The 19,113-nt window shown below is 70.2% G+C and carries 19 protein-coding genes; 10 read left to right on the plus strand and 9 right to left on the minus strand.

The window, feature by feature from the left end; translation table 11 throughout:
* Positions 1 to 36 precede the first annotated feature (36 nt).
* Positions 37 to 972: a GlxA family transcriptional regulator gene (locus ACWF7A_RS20630; RefSeq protein ID WP_452252064.1), complete on the plus strand. Its 936-nt coding sequence runs from the start codon at positions 37 to 39 to the stop codon at positions 970 to 972.
* On the opposite strand, the gene ACWF7A_RS20635 is transcribed toward ACWF7A_RS20630, so the two are convergent.
* From ACWF7A_RS20635 to ACWF7A_RS20645, 3 genes are all read right to left on the minus strand, one after another.
* A complete protein-coding gene (locus ACWF7A_RS20635; RefSeq protein WP_452252065.1) occupies positions 951 to 2,501 on the minus strand; it encodes a PH domain-containing protein in 1,551 nt (516 codons plus the stop codon). The two genes, ACWF7A_RS20630 and ACWF7A_RS20635, sit on opposite strands and share 22 nt — an antisense overlap.
* Positions 2,498 to 2,980, minus strand: a complete 483-nt coding sequence (locus ACWF7A_RS20640; RefSeq protein WP_452252192.1) for a PH domain-containing protein — start codon at positions 2,978 to 2,980, stop codon at positions 2,498 to 2,500. The genes ACWF7A_RS20635 and ACWF7A_RS20640 overlap by 4 nt, the downstream gene beginning before the upstream one ends.
* A 127-nt stretch (positions 2,981 to 3,107) precedes the next feature.
* Positions 3,108 to 3,239, minus strand: a complete 132-nt coding sequence (locus tag ACWF7A_RS20645) for a hypothetical protein (RefSeq protein WP_452252066.1) — start codon at positions 3,237 to 3,239, stop codon at positions 3,108 to 3,110.
* Positions 3,240 to 3,267: 28 nt separating this feature from the next.
* Between ACWF7A_RS20645 and ACWF7A_RS20650 the strand changes: the two genes are divergently transcribed.
* Positions 3,268 to 4,506 carry a helix-turn-helix domain-containing protein gene (locus tag ACWF7A_RS20650; protein ID WP_452252067.1) on the plus strand — a complete coding sequence of 413 codons (1,239 nt, stop codon included), beginning with the start codon at positions 3,268 to 3,270 and terminating at the stop codon, positions 4,504 to 4,506.
* A gap of 234 nt (positions 4,507 to 4,740) precedes the next feature.
* On the opposite strand, the gene ACWF7A_RS20655 is transcribed toward ACWF7A_RS20650, so the two are convergent.
* Genes ACWF7A_RS20655 through ACWF7A_RS20665 form a run of 3 tightly spaced genes read right to left on the minus strand, consistent with a single transcriptional unit; the run spans position 4,741 to position 7,919 of the window.
* On the minus strand, positions 4,741 to 6,051 hold the full coding sequence (locus ACWF7A_RS20655; protein ID WP_452252068.1) for a response regulator transcription factor: 1,311 nt from the start codon (positions 6,049 to 6,051) through the stop codon (positions 4,741 to 4,743).
* Positions 6,052 to 6,081: 30 nt separating this feature from the next.
* Complete coding sequence (locus ACWF7A_RS20660) at positions 6,082 to 7,581, minus strand: AMP-binding protein (protein WP_452252069.1); 1,500 nt, start codon at positions 7,579 to 7,581, stop codon at positions 6,082 to 6,084.
* Positions 7,582 to 7,634: 53 nt separating this feature from the next.
* Positions 7,635 to 7,919: a hypothetical protein gene (locus ACWF7A_RS20665; protein ID WP_452252197.1), complete on the minus strand. Its 285-nt coding sequence runs from the start codon at positions 7,917 to 7,919 to the stop codon at positions 7,635 to 7,637.
* Between the two features lie 92 nt (positions 7,920 to 8,011).
* Between ACWF7A_RS20665 and ACWF7A_RS20670 the strand changes: the two genes are divergently transcribed.
* Positions 8,012 to 9,199 (plus strand): NAD(P)/FAD-dependent oxidoreductase, encoded by a 1,188-nt coding sequence (locus tag ACWF7A_RS20670; RefSeq protein ID WP_452252070.1) that lies wholly within the window; start codon positions 8,012 to 8,014, stop codon positions 9,197 to 9,199.
* A 160-nt stretch (positions 9,200 to 9,359) separates the two neighbouring features.
* Here ACWF7A_RS20670 and ACWF7A_RS20675 read toward each other — a convergent pair whose 3' ends face one another.
* Positions 9,360 to 9,833: a MarR family winged helix-turn-helix transcriptional regulator gene (locus tag ACWF7A_RS20675; protein ID WP_452252071.1), complete on the minus strand. Its 474-nt coding sequence runs from the start codon at positions 9,831 to 9,833 to the stop codon at positions 9,360 to 9,362.
* A gap of 82 nt (positions 9,834 to 9,915) precedes the next feature.
* Here ACWF7A_RS20675 and ACWF7A_RS20680 point away from each other — a divergent pair, with 82 nt between their 5' ends.
* Together ACWF7A_RS20680 and ACWF7A_RS20685 are read left to right on the plus strand one after the other, a co-directional pair.
* Entirely contained in the window at positions 9,916 to 10,497 is a 582-nt protein-coding gene (locus ACWF7A_RS20680) for an FMN-dependent NADH-azoreductase (protein ID WP_452252072.1), read from the plus strand.
* Between the two features lie 10 nt (positions 10,498 to 10,507).
* Positions 10,508 to 10,900 (plus strand): NUDIX hydrolase, encoded by a 393-nt coding sequence (locus tag ACWF7A_RS20685; protein WP_452252073.1) that lies wholly within the window; start codon positions 10,508 to 10,510, stop codon positions 10,898 to 10,900.
* Here ACWF7A_RS20685 and ACWF7A_RS20690 read toward each other — a convergent pair.
* Positions 10,844 to 11,989, minus strand: coding sequence for an MFS transporter (locus ACWF7A_RS20690; protein WP_452252074.1), 1,146 nt, complete (start codon positions 11,987 to 11,989; stop codon positions 10,844 to 10,846). The two genes, ACWF7A_RS20685 and ACWF7A_RS20690, sit on opposite strands and share 57 nt — an antisense overlap.
* A 148-nt stretch (positions 11,990 to 12,137) precedes the next feature.
* Between ACWF7A_RS20690 and rox the strand changes: the two genes are divergently transcribed.
* From rox to ACWF7A_RS20715, 5 genes are all read left to right on the plus strand, one after another.
* Positions 12,138 to 13,568: a rifampin monooxygenase gene (gene rox, locus ACWF7A_RS20695; RefSeq protein WP_452252075.1), complete on the plus strand. Its 1,431-nt coding sequence runs from the start codon at positions 12,138 to 12,140 to the stop codon at positions 13,566 to 13,568.
* 65 nt (positions 13,569 to 13,633) lie between these two features.
* Positions 13,634 to 14,584 (plus strand): tetratricopeptide repeat protein, encoded by a 951-nt coding sequence (locus tag ACWF7A_RS20700; protein ID WP_452252076.1) that lies wholly within the window; start codon positions 13,634 to 13,636, stop codon positions 14,582 to 14,584.
* On the plus strand, positions 14,584 to 14,907 hold the full coding sequence (locus ACWF7A_RS20705; protein WP_452252077.1) for a hypothetical protein: 324 nt from the start codon (positions 14,584 to 14,586) through the stop codon (positions 14,905 to 14,907). The genes ACWF7A_RS20700 and ACWF7A_RS20705 overlap by 1 nt, the downstream gene beginning before the upstream one ends.
* A 43-nt stretch (positions 14,908 to 14,950) precedes the next feature.
* Positions 14,951 to 17,116 (plus strand): protein translocase subunit SecD, encoded by a 2,166-nt coding sequence (gene secD / locus ACWF7A_RS20710; RefSeq protein ID WP_452252078.1) that lies wholly within the window; start codon positions 14,951 to 14,953, stop codon positions 17,114 to 17,116.
* A 4-nt stretch (positions 17,117 to 17,120) separates the two neighbouring features.
* Positions 17,121 to 18,281, plus strand: coding sequence for a lactate 2-monooxygenase (locus tag ACWF7A_RS20715; protein WP_452252079.1), 1,161 nt, complete (start codon positions 17,121 to 17,123; stop codon positions 18,279 to 18,281).
* 51 nt (positions 18,282 to 18,332) lie between these two features.
* On the opposite strand, the gene ACWF7A_RS20720 is transcribed toward ACWF7A_RS20715, so the two are convergent.
* Positions 18,333 to 19,112 (minus strand): ESX secretion-associated protein EspG, encoded by a 780-nt coding sequence (locus ACWF7A_RS20720; RefSeq protein WP_452252080.1) that lies wholly within the window; start codon positions 19,110 to 19,112, stop codon positions 18,333 to 18,335.
* Between the last annotated feature and the right edge of the window lies 1 nt (position 19,113).

Here is a 19,113-nt window from a genome sequence, read left to right on the forward strand (position 1 = left end):
AGTGGCCCGATGGCCAACATGTGAAAGAATCAGGCCATGCACCGGATCGCCGTTCTCGCGCTGGAGCAGTCGGTGGCGTTCGACATCGGCAGCTCCACGCACATGTTCGCCCGGCTCGCGGACCGCTACGAGGTGGTCGTCTGCTCGCCGGACCGCCGCCCGATCCCCACGACCGGCGGCTTCACCATCACGCCCGAGCACGGCTTGGAGGTGCTCCAAGACGCGGACACGGTGCTGGTGCCGGGCACTCACTACAAACCTGCGCGCGAGGGCTGGCTCGAACCGGCGGTGCTGGAGGCGCTCACGACGACGAACGCGCGCCGGATCATGTCGATCTGCACCGGCGCGTTCGTGCTCGCTGCCGCCGGGCTGCTCGACGGCCGGCCCGCGACCACGCACTGGGGCACCACGGACCAGTTCCGCGCGCTGTACCCGAAGGTGCGGCTCAACCCGGACGTGCTGTTCATCGACGACGGCGACGTCCTCACGTCGGCGGGTGTCGCCGCGGGCATCGACCTGTGCCTGCACGTGATCAGGTCCGACCACGGCAGCGAGGTGGCGAACTGGATCGCCCGCTACTGCGTCGTCCCGGCGTGGCGGCAGGGCGGCCAGTCCCAGTTCGTCGACCGGCCGGTGCCGAGCTACCCGGACACCTCGACGGCGCTCGCCCGTGAGTGGGCCTTGGAGCGGCTCCAAGAACCGCTCGACCTCGCCGCGATGGCCGCGCAGGTGAGGATGAGCGTGCGCACGTTCACCCGCCGGTTCCGCGCTGAGACCGGCATGTCACCGGGCCAGTGGCTGACGCAGCAGCGCGTCGACCGGGCGCGGCACCTGCTGGAGTCGACCGACCTGCCGATCGACCAGGTCGCGAACCACGCCGGCTTCGGCACCGGCGCGGCTCTGCGACAGCAGCTGGCCGCCTCGATCGGGGTCTCGCCGAGCGCCTACCGTCAGACGTTCCGCTCGGCTTGACCGTCCACACCGGACTCGACCAGGAACGGGCGCAGCAGGTCCGGCACGGCCTCGTCCGCGAGCGCCAGGCCGTGGGACTCACCGACGTCCGTGACGTGGTAGACGCCCGCACCCGCCGCGGTGGTCGCGCCGATCGTCACCAGCCCGCTGCGGCGCTGGAAGAACGACCGGTGGATGCGCCACCCGATGATGCCGGTGCGCTGCAACGCCACGGTGCTGCGCACCAGGGAGTTGTTGCGCGTTACCAGATAACGCTCGTCCAGCGCGTTGCCGAGTGACCGGTAGTTGTCCCAGCCGACCAGCGCGGCGAACGGGAGGATCGCCACCGGGATCGGCCACGCCCACGACGGCGCCCAGATCGCGAGCCCCACGGCGATCACGACCCACGGGACGGTGTGCCGGAACATGCTGCGGCGCAACGCGGCGAACGGGTGCTTGCGCAGCCTCAGCGTCGTCGGGTCGTTGCCGACCTTCAGCACGTCCCGCGACACCTGGTGCGCCACGGACAACGGCGCGGGCGGCAGCAGCAGGTTGCTCTCGCCCTTCGAACCGAGGCCCGTCGTCACCGCGGCGAGCTTCGCGCCCTTGCCGGCGCGCACCAGCAGCGGTTCCTGGATGTCGACGCCGCGAAGCCGTTGCTCCTCCACCGAAACCGAGCGGGTGGTGAGCAGACCCCGTTGCACGCGCAGGGTTCCGTCCGGTTCGCGGGTCAGCCGGTAGTTCCAGAACTGGAGGATGTAGAGCGGGACCGACAGGATCAGCCCGACCACGGCCAGACCGACGAGGAACGCGGCGATGAGCGCGAGGCTCGGGTTCTCGAACAGCCACTCCCACAGGTCCTGCACCGGGTGCAGGCCCAGGTCGTCGGCGTAGTTCGACAGCACGCCGAACACGGCGCCGATCGCGACGAGACCCGACAACGACAGCGGCGCGTACTTCAGCCACTTCAGGTCGAGCTGCGAGATGACCTCGGACTCGGGCAGCGGGAGTGGTTCCGCGTGCTCGCCCTCGGCGGCGGCGGGGCGCGGTGCGACTCCCTTTTGCAGCAACAACAAGCGGAGCCGCTCGGCCTCCTGCTGCGTCACGGCGTCGAGCGTGAGCCCGTCCGTGCCCGGCACGTCCTGCTGCCCGGTGCCGATCCGCACCGCCGAGAGCCCGAAGATCCGGTGGCCCGGCTTGGAGGTGAGGTCGACGGTCCTGATGCGATCACGCGGCACCGCGAGCTGCTTGCGGGTCAGCAGACCCGTGTGCAGCTCGACCTGGTCGTCGGTGATGCGGTACCTCGTGGTGCGCCAGATGAGGTAGCTGAACGCGAGGATCGCCGCGACCGTCGCGCCGGACGCGATGAGCCGCCACTTCTCGCCGTTGCCGGTGAACAGCAGCACGAGGATCGGCACCAGCATCGCGATGCCCTCGTTGAGCGGCCGCACGACGAGCATCCGCACGTGCAGGCGGTGCCACTCCTGCAACGGCTCGGTGAACTCCGGTGCGGCGGGCAGCCCGGACGGGACCTCGGCCGGGGTGGTCACGTGGCATCACCGGGCGTGGCCTGGGTGGTGTTCGTCAGCTCCACCACGAGTCTCTGCGCGACCTCGTGCTCCAGGCCCTCGATCTCCACCGGGCCGGCCGCGGACGCCGTCGTCACCGTGACGGTCGAGAGGCCGAGCATCTGCTGGAACGGCCCGCGTTTCGTGTCGATCGTCTGGATGCGCGAGACCGGCGCGACCCGCCACTCCTGGTTCAGCCAGCCGGAGAGGGTGTAGACGGCGTCCGGCGTGGTCTCCCAGCGGTGCACGCGGTAGCGCCAGCTCGGTTCGACCGCGGTGTGCACGACGCCGACGACGCCCGTGGCGACCAGGAGCACGAGCTCCCACGTCGGCGGGGTGTCCACCAGCAGGAACACGATCAGCTGGGGCACGAACAGCACGAGCCAGAAGACGGCGGCCTGCATCGTCCACAGCAGGACGGACTTCGGGCTCACCTGGTGACGAGGCGTGCGCAGTTGCAGAGTCACCCCACAAGGGTGCCTCACCCGCACCTGCCGGTGTGGTCAGGTGTGTCAATTGGTGTGTCGGTGTGACCGGGGCGGTCCTGCTTGCGAGGGAGGCAGGACCACCACGGTCAGCGCGAACCGGTCAGGGCTGGACGACGTACGGCGGTGTGAAGGAGTCGGTCTCGTCCGCCGACGCCGCACCGGACATCGCGAACAACGCCCCCAAACTGAGGATCACGGCCGCGACGGTTCGAGCGATAGTGTTCAACTTCATTGAGGGGCTCCTTCGTTAGGTGGCGGCCGTGGATGAGGGCAGGAAGTCGTTGACCAGGTTCGGTGCGCGGCTGCGCGCGGTCCGGCTGCAGCGTGGTCTGTCGCAAAAGGACCTCGCGTGCCCCGGTGTCTCCATGAGCTACGTGTCGCGGCTCGAGTCCGGCGAACGGGTGCCGTCGCCCACCGTCGTCCGCAGGCTCGCCGAGGTGCTCGGCGTCGACCCGTCCGAGCTCGTGGTCGACGAGGACCGCACCGTCATGCAGGACGAGGCACTGGCGTGGTGCGAGGCCCTGATGGCGTACCACGACGGCGACCTGGTGCTCGCCGTCGATCTGCTGGAAACGCTGGGAATGCGCTCCGACGAGGAGATGTTCGGCTGGTGCGTGCGCTGGACGCGCCTGGTGATGCTCGCCAAGCAGCGCGACCACGAGGGTCTGCTGCTGGCGGCGGCGAAGCTGCGCAAGTCGTGGTCTCCCGGTCCGGCGGTGGACGCGCTCGTGGAGATCCTGCGCGCATCCTCGTTGCGGCGCCTCGCCCGGACGGCCGAATCCGTGAAGGCCGCGACCGAGGCCGTCGAGCTGGCGAGCGGGGACGGTGAACGGGTGCGTCGCGTCCACACTCGCGCGCTCATCGCGTTGTGCGCCGAACTCACCGCGGCCGGGCGCCTTGCCGACGCCGAACAGGTCGTGGACCAGCTTTCCGTGCGGCTGCCCGAACTCGGCCGCGAGCGGCTCGCGATCTCCACGTGGTGGGTGCGCGCCAAGGTCGCGGACCGCCTGGGAGACCGGATGGAGGCCGCGCACTGCATCCGCGAGGCCATCGGGATGCTCGGTGGCCACGACGGTGATCCCGGGTACGCCTGCCGCGTCCGCCTGGCCGGGGCGGCCATCGTGGTGCGCACGCCGGGAGCGAACCTCGACGACGTGGCCGCGTTGCTGGACCTGGTGGAGACGACGGCGGTGGCCCTGCACGGGCAGGACGGCCTGCTCGCGCACGCCCGCGCGCTGCGGGCGGAACTGGCGTTGCGCGACGGGGAGGTCGACCGGGCGCGCGCCCTCGCCGAGGCCGCGCTCGAGACCGGACGGCTCGACGCCGAGCAGCGGTTGCGGTGCCACCTGCTGCTCGTGCGGGCGGCGGACGAGGGTGATCCGGAGGACGGTGCCGGGGCACGGGCGGCGCTCGCGGCCCTGCTGGAGAACATCGACCCCGAGGGCGTCGACCCGCTGCTGTGGCGAGACGTGGCACGCATCGCGCTCCGGAAGCACTAACGCTCCGGGAGCCAGACGGCGTTGCCTCCCCATGACCGTCCCTCGCTCACCGACCGGACACCTTGTTAACGGAGCATGACACAGACCAGTTACCCATCACATCACCCAATTCCACCTCGTGGACATGGGTAGAAAACCCGGGAACCGGCAGTTGCCGGTGAACGGCAAGCGACCGAACGGGCGATGGTCAACCGGTCTGGTCGGACCAGTTGTCAATAGTGTGACAATGCATGTCTACGTCGTGGTCAGGTTCATCCACCACACGATGGCGCCGGCACGGCCGTTGACGTCCAGGGTCGTGTAGATGCGCTGGAGGTGGTTCTGCACGGTCTTGGGGGACAGGCCGAGCGACTCCGCGATCATCGCCGTGCTGGCCCCGGCCGCCACGAGCCGCAGCACCTCGATGCCGCGCTTGGTGAGTCCCGCCCGCAACGCGCGGGCGATCCGGGTGTTCGTGTGTTCCGCGGTACCGGTCTCGTGGAGCTCGCCGACACGCGGGACACGCACCACCGCGTCCTCCCGCTTGGGCTCGAAACGCTTGTGCGCCAACTGTTCCACGAGCCGTGACGACAGGTCGTGCTCGCGCATCCGCAACAGGTCGCGGCCTTCTTGCAGTTCCCACAACCGGTACTGCTCCAGCTGCATCCGCGCGTGGCGCAGTGCCCGTTCGAGGTCGCCGGTCCGTTCGTGCGCCGCGCTCAGCTGCTGGTGCGCGTGCACCGCGACCTCCCGTGCCAGACAGCTCATCGCGAGCTCGGCTGCCTGGTAGAGCTGGGCGATCTGCTCGGGGTGACGCCCCCGCGCCCCGCTGAGCCGCGCCCGCGCCATCAACGCCTCCGCCCGTGCCACGGGACGGTTCCTTCCGGCAAGCAACTGGTCAGCGCGCTGCCAGCTGCGGTGCGCGCGGTCAAGTTCACCCAGATCGATGCGCACGTGTGTCAGCAGCACGTTGACCATCGCCATCCGCACCGGGTCGCCGAGCGTCTTCCAGCGGTCGCGCACCTGGGCGCACAACGCCTCCGCGCGGCGGAGCTTGCGCACGCACGGCTCCCCGTCGAGGCTGCAGCGGTTCTCCTCGGTGCGCATCATGCAGTGCTCGTGGTACTGCATCCGCATCACCCGTGCCTGTTCGAACAGCACCGAGCCGATCAGCTCGTTGTCCCCGGTGAGCTCCGCGAGGCCCAGTGCGCGGGCGAAGGAGTTGAAGCTCCGCTCCCGCGAGTCGAGACGCAGTTCCACCACGGCACGGGAAAAGCTGCACCGCGCCTGGAGTCCGATGTGGCGGTTCGCCGCCGCGATCGCCTGCACCTTGTCGATCGTGTCGAGCGCGCTGGGCCACAGTCCCCGCTTGCCCAGCGCCACCGACTGCGCCAGAACCCCTTCGGCCACACCCTCCGCGTCGTCGAGCCACGAGAACGCGGCCACCGCCTTCTCCGCGTACTCCAACGCCTCGCCGGGCCTGCCCTCGTCCAGGGCGATGCGTGCCTCGCGCAGGTTGTGCACGGCGTTGGACCGCGGATCCGCGGTCCTGCCGGGAACCGTCATGGTGAAGCCCCCTCACTTCGAGGGCTGACTCTAGTGGTGCTCGCGCAATTGACGTTTCAACACTTTTCCCGCTGCGTTGCGCGGCAACTCGTTGACGAAGAAAACATCCCGGGGAACGGAGTAACGCGCCAGGTTCGCCTTCACGTGTTCACGTACGTGTTCGGCCGTCAGGGTTTCCGCTCCCACGACGAATGCGGCGAGACGCTGGCCCCATTCCTCGTCCGGAACGCCGAGGACCGCGACTTCCGTGACGCCGTCGAGCGTCGACAACAAATCCTCGACGTCGTGCGGGTAGACGTTTTCACCACCTGAGACGATCATTTCGTCGTCGCGGCCCGCGACGAAGAGCAAACCGTCCTTGAGATAGCCGAGATCGCCGGTCGACATCAGGCCGTCCAGCGACTCCTTGCTGGTGCCGTTGGTGTAGCCGTCGAACAGCATCTCGTTGCCGACGAAGATCCGTCCGGTCTCTCCCGGCGCCACCGGCTCGCCCTGGTCGTCCACAATGGCCAGTCTGGTCCCGAGCGGTGGTTTGCCCGCCGTGCCGGGTTCGCGCAGCATCTCCTCGGGGGTGGCGATGCTCGCCCAGCTGACCTCCGTTGAGCCGTAGAGGTTGTAGAGGACCGGCCCGAACTCCTGGAGGGTGCGGGCGGCGACCTTCGGCGGCAGGGCCGAGCCGCTGGACGCGATGATCCGCAGCTTCGGCCGGTGCTCGGTCTCCAGCATGCGTTGCAGCATCACGGGAACGACGAACATCGCGGTGCACCTGCCGGCGTCCTGCAGCGCCTGCGCCGGGTCGAACCGGCGGCGCAGCACGAGGGTCGCGCCGAGCACGAGCCCGAGCTGGAACGCGGCGAGGCCCCAGGCGTGGAAGAGCGGGGAGGTGATGGAGATGACGTCGCCGTGCCGGAGCGGGATCCGGGAGAGCAGCGCGGCGGCGGGGGCGAGGCTCGCGGGTTCCGGCCTGCGGGCGCCTTTCGGCATTCCGGTCGTGCCGGAGGTGAGGATGATCAGCCGGCCGCGCGGAGGCCTGCGGGGCAGCGGGGCCGTGGACCCGTCGGTGATCAGCGACTCGAGCTCGTCGGTGAAGAACGTGGGCAGGTCGGGCAGCACGTCCGCGAACTCGCGGTCCGCGACGATCCGGTCGATCTCCTGGTCCCGCGCGACCTGGGCCAGCTGTCCCTTGCTCAGCCCGGTGTTGAGCAGCACGGCGTCCGCGCCGATCTTCGTGCACGCCGTCATCGTCTCGATGAACGCGCGGCCGTTGCGGCACAACAGGCCGACGCGTTCCTTGGCGCGGAAGGAGTGCGCGAGCCTGCTCGTGCGCTCGTTCACCTCCGCGTACGTGAGCACACCGTCGTCGTCGATGATCGCCGCGCGGTCCGGGTGCCTGCCCGCGCCCGTCTGGTACCCCCACGCCAGCGTGATGTCCCACTGCAGATACCCGCGCACGGTGCCGGAGAGCCCACGCGGGCCCAACGGCCGGATCACTCCGGCTTTGACCAGGGTCAGCAGCACGCGGGTCACCATGAGGCCCACTCTGCCATCTACCTACTAGCGAGTAGGTAACGGTGTGGCGGCGGTCACATATCGGTGTTGGACGCGCTCACGACGGCGTCGCGCAGCGCCGCCCGCAGTCGGCCTACCTCCAGTGGTGTCAGCACGGCGGCCTCGCCCGGCGGCACGGTGATCACGATGTGTCCCTGGCTGACGAACACCGTCATGTCCCGTCGGCGCGAAGCGATGTCGCGGCAGCTCACCTGCCACTCCTCATTGGCTCCCACGGGTTTCTTCCTCCAGCTCACTCGGCACGCCGGCTCGGTGCCGCCGGCGCTCACGTCAGAGAGACGTGCGTCACCGTTGGTCATGACGGAGGTTTCGAGCTCTCCGTTCAGCGACCGCGCCGAGCTGCGGTTAGCGTCGCACGTGGGACGGGAACAGGTCACCTGGAGGGGTGAACATGGCGGAACCGCAACGCATCGTGATCGTCGGCACGGGCCTCGCCGGTGCCTCCGCGGCGAGCTCTCTGCGCGATCGCGGCTACGACGGCAAGATCACCATGTTCGGCACCGAACGCCACCGCCCGTACGAACTTCCCGCGCTGTCCAAGGACGTGCTGCTCGGCAAGGCCGCCGAACCGGCGTGGGTGCACGAGCCGAGCTTCTACTCCGACAACGAGATCGACCTCCGGCTCGGAGTGTCCGTCCTGGACCTGCGGCCCGGCGATCACACGATCGTGGACTCGGATGGAGCAGTGCGTTCCTACGATCGGCTCTTGCTCGCCACAGGTTCCCGCCCCCGTGTCCTGCCTGGCGCACAAGGACATGTGCTGCGCACGATCGACGACTCGCTGGCGTTGAGGTCCGCGTTGCGCGAGGGCAGGCACGTCGTTATCGTCGGCGCGGGCTGGATCGGCTGCGAGGTCGCGTCCGCCGCGCGCACGCACGGCTGCCGCGTCACGGTCGTCGACCCGCTGGCCGAACCGCTGGTGCGCGTGCTCGGCGCCGAGATGGGCGCGATGTTCCGCGGCCTGCACGAGGAGCACGGCGTGGAGTTCAAGCTGGGCGCGGGTGTCGAGAGCTTCTCGCCGTCCGGCGTTCGGCTGGACGACGGCACCGAGCTGCTGCCGGACGTGACGGTGCTGGCCGTGGGGGCGACACCGCGACTCGAACTGGCCGAAGCCGCCGGGCTGGAGCTGGCCTCCGGTGGCGTGGCGGTCGACGCGCAGCTGCGCACGTCCGCTCCCGACGTCTTCGCGGCCGGCGACATCGCGGCGCAGGACCACCCCCGCTACGGCGACCGGATCCGCGTCGAGCACTGGGCGAACGCGAAGGACCAGGGCACGCACGTCGCGGGATCGTTGATGGGGCTGGACGAGCCCTACACGAAGTCGCCGTACTTCTTCACCGACCAGTACGACCTGGGCATGGAGTACCGCGGGCTCGCAGGCCCGGACGACGAGCTGGTCGTGCGCGGGGACGTGGCGTCGCGGGAGTTCATCGCGTTCTGGCTGCGCGACGGGCGGCTGCGGGCGGCGATGAACGTCAACGTCTGGGACCACGGCACGGCCTTGAAGGCGCTGGTGGACGCGCAGGCGACGGTGACGCCGGAACAGCTGCGGGAAGCGGATCTGGGCGCTTTGGCCTAGGCGCTGTCCTGCAAGTTCGTTCGGTGACAGGCGCGGGCGAGAGACCCGGAGGCGGTGCCGCCGCGACGCCCTCATACCGGGCGTGTTCGGGCGTTGCGGCGGTGCCGCCTCCGGGTCCCTCGGCCGCCACTGCCGCCCAACGAGACTTGCAGGACAGCGCCTAGATGCAGGAGCCGTGCATCGGACCCTCGCCGCGAGAGAGGTCCTGCAGGGCCTTGCGGATGATCGCCATCTCCTGGGGGGAGAAGCGGGACTGGAAGCCGCGCTCCACCTCGGCGAGCGCCTCACCCGCCTCCTTCTGCAGCTCCCGGCCCTTGTCCGTGATCACCGGCGTGCGCACGCGGCGGTCGTTCGGGTCGGGGACGCGCAGGACCAGACCGGCGCGCTCGAGCTTGTCGAGCTCGCTCGTCAGCGTGGTCTTGTCGAGGCCGAGCATCGCGCCGAGCTTGAGCTGGGTGCGCTGGAGCTCCTCGTTGGCGAGCGCCTGCAGCACCAGCTGGCCGCGCAGGGAGATGCCGAACTTCGCGATCTCCTCGGCGAACGCGCCGCCGACGCGCTGGGTGGCGCGGTGCAGCAGCCAGTTGAAGTCCCACTTCTCCAAGCAGGCTTCGACGAGTTCTGACTGCTCCTCCATGTGTCCCATCCTACATCCCGGAGGAGATGTTCTCAGCTCGGAACATCTTGACTCGGAAGTTCTTCACTCGTATGTTCTGGGTATGACCAATCTGCTTCACATCGACACGAGCATTCGGTACGAGGGGTCCGTGACCCGCGAGGTCTCCGGTGCGTTCGCGCAGAGCTGGCGCGCCGCGAACCCGGACTCCGGGTACACCTACCGCGACCTGCACGCGTCGCCGATCCCGCACAAGGACGGCACCGACCAGGGCGTTTCCGCCGGGCTGATCGCCGAGATCGACGCCGCCGACGTGATCCTCATCGGTGCGCCGATGTACAACTTCTCGATCCCGTCGACCCTCAAGGCCTGGATCGACCAGGTCGCGACGTCCGCGAACTTCGCCCGCGAGGACGGCACGTTCGCGTGGGGCGGCAAGCGCGTCGTCGTCGTGACGGCCCGCGGCGGCTCGTACAAGCCGGGCACGCCCCGCGAGGGCTTCGACTTCCAGGAGCCGTACCTGCGCGCGGTGCTGTCGATGGTCGGCCTCGACCAGAACCTGGAGTTCGTGCACGCCGAGCTCACGCTGGCGGACGTGGTGCCGCAGATGCACCAGTTCCGCGAGCTCGCCGTCGAGTCGCTGGCCGACGCGCACCGCGTGGTCAAGGAACTCGCCAGCGCCTAATGTCGGTCGCGTGATCGACAAGGTGGCTTGGATCTACTTGAAGGACGGCCGCGTGCTCGGCACCCGGTCGGCGGGCAAGGACACGTACTACCTGCCCGGCGGCAAGCGCGAGCCGGGCGAGTCCGACGTCGAGACGCTCGTGCGCGAGATCCGCGAGGAGCTGTCCGTCGAGATCGACGCGGCGTCGGCGAAGTACCTGGGGACGTTCGAAGCGCAGGCGCACGGCCACACGTCGGGGGTGACCGTGCGGATGACCTGCTACACCGCGTCGTTCGACGGGGAACCGGTGGCGTCGGCCGAGATCGAGGAGCTCGCCTGGCTCACCACCGCGGACGCGGACCGGATCTCACCGGTCGACCGGATCATCTTCGCCCACCTGCGGGACACCGGGGTGCTGTCCTGACGTTCGCGGACCGCGGCCGCGAACGCCTGTCCACAGCGCCGTTGCAGCGGTGAGTGCCGTGATGACCAGGTAGATCACCTCGAAGCTCGCGCCCGCCACGAGAGCGGCACCGGCGGCCAGCCCGAGCGGCACGGCACCGAACACGATGCTCATCGCCGTGGCGCTGACCCGGCCGAGCACGGCGGGCGGCGTGCGTTGCTGGACCAGCGTCGCCACCGCGATCACGGTCCAGGCGAGACCCACGCCGTTCACGAACCCCGACGCCAGCACCGCGGGCAACCACGTCGACACGCGTGCCGCCGCGGCAACGGCCATCAGCACCAGCCCCGCCGTGACGCTCGCGCGCCTGCCCAGCAGGCCCGCGAGCACCGATCCCGCGCCCTGGGCAGCGGCGAGGACGCCCAGGAACTCAGGCCCGTAGTGCAGGCCGTGCTCCACCAGCGGAAACGCCGCCGCCGTGTTCAGCGAGGACGCGAACAACGCCACCGCCGTGCCGATGATCGGCCACCTGAGCGCCTTGAGGTGCGGCAGGCTCGCGAACTCGCGCGGAGCCGGCGGCGGTTCGTCGACCTTGATCATCGCCGTGGCGCCGGCCGCGAGCAGGAACGACAGCGCGTCGATCGCCACCACCGGCCACGCCCCGTGCGCCGCGAACAGCGCCGCGCCCGCCAGCGGCGCGATGAGCTTCATGCCCTCCTGCAACGACATGCGCAGACCGTTGACCTTGGCCAGCCGGTCGGGCGGGAGCATCGCCACCAGCAACGCCGGTTCCGCCGCGCTGACGAGCACGGCCTTCGTGCCGTAAAGCAGCAGCACCACGAAGATCACCCAGATCTCGTCGGTGAACAGCAGCACGGCCAGCGCGGGCACGATCGCGAGGTCCGTGCAGATCAGCAACGGTTTGCGGCGGTAGGAGTCGGCGAACCGGCCGATCCAGGGCGACAGCACGCCCGGCGCGTAGACGCACAGCAGGGCGAGGGTGGCGAGCGCGTCGCTGCCGGTCAGCGACTTCACCCACACACCGGAGACCAGCATCATCGCGCTCGTCCCGAAGAAGGACAGCACGAGTCCGGCGAAGTACCACCGCACGTCGTGACCCCAGAAACGACGAAAGAGGAGAGCAGCGCTCTCCTCCCACTTCAACATATAGCGCACCCGGGGTCTTGCCACAAGACCCCGGGTGTACTCCATCATTTCCCGGCCAACGTCATCCACCTGGGGAAATGGGGAAGACTCCATGATCGACGTCATCATCGCCGGCGGCGGGCCGACCGGCATGATGCTGGCTGGCGAGCTGCGTCTGCACGGCGTGGGCGTGGTGCTGCTGGAACGGGACCCCGAGCCGACGAAGGTCGTCCGGGCGCTCGGCCTGCACGCGCGCAGCATCGAGATCCTGGACCAGCGCGGCATCGCCGACCGGTTCCTGGACGCCGGCCAGACCCACCCACTCGCCGGGTTCTTCGCGGGCATCGACAAGTCCGCACCCGAGAAGCTCGACACGAAGTACCCGGTCGTCCTCGGGCTGCCGCAGCCCGTCACCGAACGGCTGCTCGCCGAGCACGCCGCCGAGCTCGGCGCCGACATCCGGCGCGGCAGCACCATCACCGCGTTCACGCAGGACGACGAGGGCGTGACCGTCGACCTGGCGGACGGCACCTCGTTGCGGGCGCGGTACCTGGTCGGCTGCGACGGAGGCCGCAGCACCGTGCGCAAGCTCGCGGGGATCGACTTCCCCGGTGAGCCGTCGCGCGTGGAGACGTTGCTGGGCGAGATGGAGATCGGCATCCCGTGGGAGGAGGCGATGCCGTTGATGCTGGAGGTCCGCAAGACCCAGAAGCGGTTCGGCGTCGGCCCGATCGGCGGCACGGCGACCTACCGGGTCGTGGTGCCCGCGGAGGGGGTGAACGAGGACCGCGCGGCCGTGCCGACGCTCGACGACTTCAAGGAGCAGCTCGTCAAGGTCGCGGGGACCGACTTCGGCGTGCACTCGCCGCGCTGGCTGTCCCGCTTCGGAGACGCCACCCGCCAGGCCGAGCGCTACCGGTCCGGGCGCGTCTTCCTCGCGGGCGACGCGGCGCACGTCCACCCGCCGACCGGGGGACAGGGACTCAACCTGGGCGTGCAGGACGTGTTCAACCTGGGCTGGAAGCTCGCCGCGGCCGTGCACGGCTGGGCTCCTTCCGGCCTGTTGGACACCTACGAGGCCGAGCGGCACCCGGTGGCCGAGGAGGTGCTCAACAACACCCGCGCGCAGATCGAGCTGATGAAGGTCGAGCCCGGTCCGCAGGCGGTGCGGCGGCTGTTCACCGAGCTCGTGCAGTTCGAGGAGGTCAACCGCTACCTGATCGAGAAGATCATCGCGGTCTCGGTCCGGTACGACCTCGGGTCGGACGACGACCTGGTCGGGCGGCGGATCGGGGACCTCGCGCTGAAGCGCGGAGGGCTGTACGCGCAGATGCACGCCGGTCGCGGCATCCTGCTCGACCAGGCAGGGACGTTGTCCATCGGCGGCTGGGCGGACCGGGTCGACCACGTCGTCGACGTGAGCGAGGAGCTGGACGCGCCCGCCGTGCTGGTGCGGCCGGACGGGCACGTTGCGTGGGCCGGCGAGGACCAGGAGGGGCTGGAAGGACAGCTGCGGCGCTGGTTCGGGGAGTCCACCGGCTGAGCGCCCGGCGCGTTCGCCGAGGTCACCCGTTCGGGGGCCGGAGACGCTTTGTCACACTGTGAGGCGTGTCCGAGCCGATGACAGCGGTGGTCCTGCGTGCCGCCGACCTCACCGCCTCGGGGAAGCCGCGGCAGGCGATCGACCTGTTGCGGCCCCTCGTGGCGGCGAACCCTCGGCACGCCGAGGCGTGGTGCCGGCTCGCCGCCGCCCACCTCGACCTGGGTGAGGCGGACCAGGCGCTCGACTCGGCCAAGCGCGCGATGGTGCTCGACGGTGAGCCCGCGTGGCCCCAGAGGCTCGCCGCGCTGGCGTTGAGCGACCTCGGCCGGCACCAGGAGGCGGCGGTCGCGGCGCGCGAGTCCGTGCGGCGCAAACCCGGCGACTGGCGTTGTTACGTCGTGCTCGCCGAAGTCCTGGCCGACTCTCCCGACGGTGCAGTCGAGGCGTTCGACTCCGCCCTGCACGCCTCGCAGCTCGCGCCGACCGAGGCACGGGCGTTCCAGGTGCTGGGTGACGCGGCCCTGCGGATGCGGGACTGGGGCACCGCCGAGCACGCGTACCGGTCGGCGATCAAGCTCGACCCGTCCGACGCGGACTCCAAGGCGAACCTCGCGACCGTGCAACGGCGGCGGTCGTCGAAGCCCGTGCAGCTGCAGTTGAACAAGGTGCAGGTGTGGCGTGCGCTGCGCATGCTCTCGTTGCTGCTGATCGGCGGCGGTTTACTCGCGTTGATCGCGGGCATGCCCCGGCCGACGCCCTACCTGGGGTTCTTCACCGGCGCGCTGGTGCTGTGCTGCCTGGTCGTGGCGTTGCGGCTGCGTCCGTTCAAGCTGCTCTTCAGCCTGCGCAAGCTCGCCGTGACGGTGTCGCTGCTCGCCGTTTCGGCCGCGGTCCTGGTCGGCTGGACGGTCGCGTTGTTCTTCGGGGCTACGACGATGCAGCCACTTGTGCTTTCCTGGTTGTGCGCTGTCGTGGGGGGAGCGCTCGTCTACGTCGGTGGAGGCAGGAAGCGGTGATGCGTCGCAACGCGGTCGCGCTCGCGTTCCTGCTGTTCCTCGGACAGCTGTTCATCGTCGCCGCGCCCGCCGAGCCCGCTGTCTCCGGTTCCGTCGTCCGGCACGGCCACGACTTCGCGAACCTGCCGGTCACCGCGCCGAAGCCGCACAACCCCCACGCCGCCCAGGTGCCGCAGGCCCAGGTCGCCTCCGACGTGCCGCCGGTCGCGAAGCCCGCGATGCCGCTGCGGTTCGTCGTCTCCTTCGCCCGGCGCGTGCACCGCACGCCCGAGGGCATCCGCTGGACCCCGCAGCCCGCCCGTTCCCCGCCTTCCGGTCGCTGAAGTCCTCTTTTCCAGCAACCCACTCCGGAAGGTCTTCTCACCCATGTCGCGCGACAACGCGCGACGGGGTCTCCTCCTGCGTGCTCTCACAGCGCTCGGGGTCCTCGTCGCATCCGCATTTCTGCTGCTCACCACTGATCCACGCCTCGGCCTCGACCTGCGTGGCGGCACCCAGATCGTTCTCGAGGCCAAGGGCGACGCCGACGCCGCCGACCGTTCGATGGAGGTGCTGAGGCGCCGCGTCGACGCGTTGGGCGTGGCCGAACCGGTGATCGCCCGCTCCGGCGAGAACCGCATCGTCGTCGAGCTGCCCGGCGTCCAGGACCCGGCCGAGGCCGTGAAGGTCCTCGGCCAGACCGCGCAGCTCACCGTGCAGCGCAACGGCCAGACCGTCATGACCGGCGAGGGCATCTCCGACGCCCAGTCCACGCGCAACCCGCAGGGCACCGGGTTCGTGGTCAACATCCAGTTCCAGGGCGAGGGCTCCAAGACCTGGCAGAAGGTCACCGGCGAGGCGGCCTGCGAACCGTCCGGCACGCCCGGCCGGCAGATCGCGTTCGTGCTCGACGGCAAGCCGATCTCGTCGCCCGAGGTCAGCCTCGACACGCCGTGTGGTGCTGGTCAGGGCGGTGGCGCCACCACGATCACCGGCCGTTTCTCCCAGCCGGAGGCCAAGGAGCTCGCGCTCGTCATCCGTTCCGGCGCGTTGCCCGTGCCGGTCGAGGTGATCGAACAGCGCACCGTCGGCGCCACCCTCGGTGCCGAGGCCATCGAGGCCAGCGCCAAGGCCGCGATCATCGGCATCGCCCTGACCTCGCTGTTCCTGATGTTCGCCTACCGCCTGGCCGGGTTCCTGGCCGTCGTCGCGCTGGTCGGGTACGCGGGGGTCGCCTACGCCGGGCTGCTCGCGGTGGGGGCGACGCTGACCTTGCCGGGCCTCGCCGGCTTCGTGCTGGCGATCGGCATGGCGGTCGACGCGAACGTCCTGATCTTCGAGCGAGCGCGCGAGGAGTACGCCCGAAAACCGAATCTCCGGCGTGCTTCCGAGAGCGGCTTCCGCGGCGCGTTGAGCGCGATCGCGGACTCGAACGTGACGACGTTGCTGGCGGCCGGTCTGCTGTTCTGGCTGGCCACGGGACCCGTCCGGGGCTTCGGCGTCACCCTGACCATCGGTGTGCTGGCCTCGATGTTCAGCGCCCTGGTGCTCTCGCGCGTGCTCGTGGTGTGGGTCATCGGCTCTCGGTTTGTGGCTCGTCGCCCTCGGCTGAGCGGCCTGCACACGGTCGGCTGGGTCCGCCAGCGCCTCACCGTCCTGCTGTACCGCCGTCCGTCGTTGTGGCTGATCAGCGCGGGTGCCGTGGTGCTCGTGGCGATCACGGGCCTCTTCGCGCGGGGCCTGAACCTGGGCGTCGAGTTCACCGGCGGCCGCATGCTCGACTTCACCGCGGGCGGTCCCGTCGACGCGGGCCGCGTGCGCACGGCCCTGTCCGACGCGGGGTTCTCCGAGGTCGTCGTCTCGTCCTCGGGCAACGAGGTCTCGCTGCGCACCAGCCCGATCGACGAGGCCACCTCGTCGCGCCTGGGGCAGATCGTCTCCTCGGCCGTCGACGGCGGCGCCCGTCAGTCCAGCAACGAGCTGATCGGCCCGTCGCTCTCGTCCGAGCTGCGTCGCAACGCCGTGATCGGCCTGGCCATCGCAGTGCTCGCGCAGCTCGGTTACCTGGCCGTGCGCTTCGACTGGCGTCTCGGCCTCGCCACGGTCGCCGCGCTGCTCAGCGACGTGCTCGTGCTGATCGGCATCTTCGCGTGGATGGGCAAGACGGCCGACGGCGTGTTCCTCGCCGCCCTGCTGACCGTGATCGGCTACTCGGTCAACGACTCGGTCGTCGTGTTCGACCGCCTGCGTGAGCTGCGGGGCTCCCGGTTGAAGGCGCTGTACCCGGACGTCGTGTCCGACGCGGTCGTCCAGACCGTGCCGCGCACCGTCAACACCGGCATCGGCGTGCTCTTCGTGCTGTCGGCGCTGCTCGTGCTCGGCGACGGCTCGCTGGCGAACTTCGCCGTCGCGCTGCTGATCGGCCTGGTGGCGGGCACGGTGTCCACAGTGGTCACCGCCGCACCCGTGGCGATCTGGCTCGAGTCGCGCTGGCCGAGGCGGGCGGTTTCGCGAGGATCTCTTCCTCGGGTGGCTCGATCCGGGGCAAAGTAGGCGCATGACCTCCTTCGCCGCGTACCAGAACGAGATCTATCTCCAGGGGCTCGGTGGCGCCGTGCCGCCGTTCACCACCGATCCGAACGCGCTGGAGCAGTCCGCGCGCGACAGGCTCGGACCGGGTCCGTTCTGGTACGTGGCGGGAGGCGCGGGCTCGGGCGCCACCGTCCGGGCCAACCGCGAGGCGTTCGACCGCGTGCGGATCGTGCCGCGGATGCTGACCGACGCGACCGAGCGGCACCTCGGCGTCACCGTGCTGGGCACCGAGCTGCCGGCGCCTGTGATGCTCGCACCCGTTGGCGTGCAGTCGATCCTGCACCCGGACGGCGAACTGGCCACCGCGCGTGCCGCCGCCGACCTCGGCCTGCCGATGGTGCTGTCGACCGCCTCCTCGCACACCATCGAGGAGGTCGCCGAAGCCAGCGGTGACGGGCCGCGCTGGTACCAGCTGTACTGGCCGAACGACCCCGACGTGTGCGCGTCGTTGCTGGACCGCGCGCGCAAGGCCGGGTACACGGCGCTGGTCGTCACGCTCGACACGTGGACGTTGGCGTGGCGCCCGCACGACCTGGACCAGGCGTACCTGCCGTTCCTGCGCGCGGTCGGCACGGCGATCCCGTTCAGCGACCCGGTTTTCCGCGCGGGGCTGGAGAAGGCGCCCGAGGAGGACCTGCCGATGGCGATCCTGAAGTGGGTGCAGCTGTTCACCGGCACTGACAAGTCGTGGGACCAGCTCTCGTTCCTGCGCGAGCACTGGGACGGGCCGATCGTCCTGAAAGGAATCCAGCACGCCGACGACGCGCGCAAGGCCGTCGAGTACGGAATGGACGGTGTCGTCGTCTCGAACCACGGCGGGCGTCAGGTCGACGGTGCCGTCGGGTCGCTGGACGCGCTGCCGTCGATCGTCGAGGCGGTGGGGGAGCAGGTCGACGTGCTGTTCGACTCCGGGATCCGCACCGGGGCCGACATCGTGAAGGCGCTGGCCCTGGGCGCCAAGGCCGTGATGGTCGGGCGGCCCTTCGCGTACGGGCTGGCGCACGGCGGTCAGATCGGGGTGCGGCACGTGCTGCGCGGCCTGCTCGCGGACTTCGACCTGACGCTCGGGCTGTCGGGTCACCGCAGCCCGGCCGACCTGGGGCCGGACGCGCTGCGGTTCTCCTGAAGACGACGTCGGCCGGGCCGCGACTGCGACCCGGCCGACGTTCTCCGTCTCCTACGGCATGGTGGCGGTCATCCGCGCCAGCGTGCCGAAGTCGGCCGGCTGCACCCGCAGCCAGCCGTCGCTCTTCGCCGCGAGGTACCGCCCGCTCGGCGTGTCGATGTACGTCAGCGGGTTGGCACAGCGCTGCTTGCGCCCCAGGTGGTCGCGCTTGGCCGAGAAGACCTGGCCGCCGCCGGTGCGCGGCTGCGACATGATCTCGTTGAGCTGCGCGACGAGCTGGTCGTTCGTCGTGCTCGTCGGCCTGCTCTGCTGCAGGAACGAGCCGGTGTCCTCGTAGGACGGCTGCCGCTTCTGCTGCAGCGCGTCCTCGGGCAGCGTGATCGGGTTGCCCCGGCCCGCCGGCGTGGGCGGCAGTGCGCCGACCAACGCCTGCGGCGCTTCCTCCGGCCGCACCGGTTCGAGCACGAACTGCTGGTCCGGCGTGAGCAGGATCCGCAGGGCGTCCTGTCCGTTCGACACGACCAGCACGCTCTGCTGCGGGCCGTCCTTCAGGCTGAAGAACGCCCAGTACTCCACGCCCGCCTCGACCACGAGCCGCAGCGCGTTGGTCAGATCCGGGTGGATCTGCCCGCCGCGCGCAAGCCCGTACTGCTCGAGCTGCGCCCACGCCGAGCGCTGCAACCGTTCGAGCTCGCTCACGTCACCCGACTCGAGGAGTCCCTCGTCGAAGTCGACCTGAGCGAGCAGCGCACGGTGCAGCGTCGGAAGGCCCGCGGCCTGCCACGCCTGGTAGAGCGCCGTGACAGGGATGGCGACCCTGCTCCGCAGCACG

It is taken from the genome of Lentzea sp. NPDC055074 (assembly GCF_053608005.1).

Coding starts and splice junctions, on each gene's coding strand:
- ACWF7A_RS20630 (WP_452252064.1), top strand. CDS start 37: ATGCACCGGATCGCCGTTCTCGCGCTGGAGCAGTCGGTGGCGTTCGAC.
- ACWF7A_RS20645 (WP_452252066.1), bottom strand. CDS start 3,239: ATGAAGTTGAACACTATCGCTCGAACCGTCGCGGCCGTGATCCTCAGT.
- ACWF7A_RS20655 (WP_452252068.1), bottom strand. CDS start 6,051: ATGACGGTTCCCGGCAGGACCGCGGATCCGCGGTCCAACGCCGTGCAC.
- ACWF7A_RS20660 (WP_452252069.1), bottom strand. CDS start 7,581: ATGGTGACCCGCGTGCTGCTGACCCTGGTCAAAGCCGGAGTGATCCGG.
- ACWF7A_RS20665 (WP_452252197.1), bottom strand. CDS start 7,919: ATGACCAACGGTGACGCACGTCTCTCTGACGTGAGCGCCGGCGGCACC.
- ACWF7A_RS20670 (WP_452252070.1), top strand. CDS start 8,012: ATGGCGGAACCGCAACGCATCGTGATCGTCGGCACGGGCCTCGCCGGT.
- ACWF7A_RS20675 (WP_452252071.1), bottom strand. CDS start 9,833: ATGGAGGAGCAGTCAGAACTCGTCGAAGCCTGCTTGGAGAAGTGGGAC.
- ACWF7A_RS20680 (WP_452252072.1), top strand. CDS start 9,916: ATGACCAATCTGCTTCACATCGACACGAGCATTCGGTACGAGGGGTCC.
- rox (WP_452252075.1), top strand. CDS start 12,138: ATGATCGACGTCATCATCGCCGGCGGCGGGCCGACCGGCATGATGCTG.
- ACWF7A_RS20705 (WP_452252077.1), top strand. CDS start 14,584: ATGCGTCGCAACGCGGTCGCGCTCGCGTTCCTGCTGTTCCTCGGACAG.
- secD (WP_452252078.1), top strand. CDS start 14,951: ATGTCGCGCGACAACGCGCGACGGGGTCTCCTCCTGCGTGCTCTCACA.
- ACWF7A_RS20715 (WP_452252079.1), top strand. CDS start 17,121: ATGACCTCCTTCGCCGCGTACCAGAACGAGATCTATCTCCAGGGGCTC.